2 pseudogenes are annotated in these 1,450 nt (G+C 31.9%); both read right to left on the bottom strand.

The features are described from left to right. A pseudogene (locus ABJD66_RS16995) lies at positions 1-393 on the bottom strand (RagB/SusD family nutrient uptake outer membrane protein); the annotation flags it as partial. Between the two features lie 22 nt (positions 394-415). Continuing rightward, positions 416-1,450 (bottom strand): annotated as a pseudogene (locus ABJD66_RS16990) (SusC/RagA family TonB-linked outer membrane protein); the annotation flags it as partial.

Here is a 1,450-nt window from a genome sequence, read left to right as displayed (position 1 = left end):
AGATATTTCCATTTCTGGTACGTTTAATAAAATATCATTAGCACGTCTAATAGTCTGGTAACTTTTACTATAACACGTAGATGTGTAACTACCCTCACTACCATTTATATTAAAATCTTTAATAACATCTGCTGTAGCTTTAATACGACCCGTAATCATATCATCTGATGCATTAATGTACCAGAAAAAACCTCTACCAAACATTTCTTGGTCAGACATTAATTGGTATAAACCATTTGCTGCCTGTATGGCATCAGAATCTGTTTTCCAAAAACTCTCGTTAGATACTTTTCCTAACGGTTCTAAATTTGTAAAATCGTCTGAGCAAGAACTTAGGTTTAGCCCTAAAACACCCATTGCAATTAATCCTATTTTTTTATATGTATTTTTCATTGTATTCTTTTTTTTAGCGTGATTATAATGACAGTAATAATCCTAGTGTGAATGTTTTTGCTACAGGGTATTTAGCTATATCTAAACCTTTACCTCCTACTTCTGGGTCTAGACCAGAGTAGTTAGTAAATGTTACTAAATTTTCTCCTGATACGTACATTCTTAATGATGATCCCTTAGATAAATTATCCATTACTTTTGAGCTAAAAGTATACCCCAATGTTACGTTTTTAATGCGCAAATATGATGCATCTTCTAAGTACCAACTAGATGCGGTACCAAAGTTTTTATTATCATCTTTTGTAGAAATTATAGGAATATCTGTATCTGTATTTGTTGGTGACCAAGAATCTAATACTCTATTGTCTAAGTTATAACCAGATAATGCAGCATTATAGGTTGTAAATTTATAGCCATTAAAAGCTTTTACTCCTGCTACACCTTGCATTATCACATTAAAATCGAACCCTTTATAGTCTAAATTAGCACCTAAATTATAAGTTACTTTAGGTTGGTAAGCATTATAATACTTACGATCCTCAGACCCTATTTTACCATCGTTATTAGTATCTTGAAACTTAAAATCTCCTGGTCTTGCATTAGGTTGTATTAAATTACCATCTTTAGTATAAGCATCTATTTCTGCTTGTGTATTAAATATACCCAATTGTGGTATTAAATATGGTGTATATAAAGCGCCGCCAACTTCCGTTTGATAAGGTACTAATACACTTCTGACATTATCCTTATGATAAAAAACATCCTGACCTATTGATGCATAACCGTCCAAGTTTTCTAACTTATTTTTTATAGTTGTTGCATTGGCATTAATACTATAGTTCAGTTTTCCGTTTGTGTTTGTGTAAGTAGCAGAAACCTCTAAACCACTATTCTTAACCTGACCACCATTTACGTCTGCAGGAGATATACCTTGGTTAATATCTGCTAAACCAGGAATAATCATTCCTTTGGTTGTTTTCTCAAAATAATCTACAGTTAAACTTAAACTGTTATTAAATAGTGATGCATCTAAACCAAAATCTAAAGACTCTGCTGT

This window comes from Cellulophaga sp., assembly GCF_039943695.1.
Taxonomy (GTDB): domain Bacteria; phylum Bacteroidota; class Bacteroidia; order Flavobacteriales; family Flavobacteriaceae; genus Cellulophaga.
The sequence above is the reverse complement of the archived record's forward strand: the minus strand, read 5'-3'. Positions and strand labels throughout refer to the sequence as shown.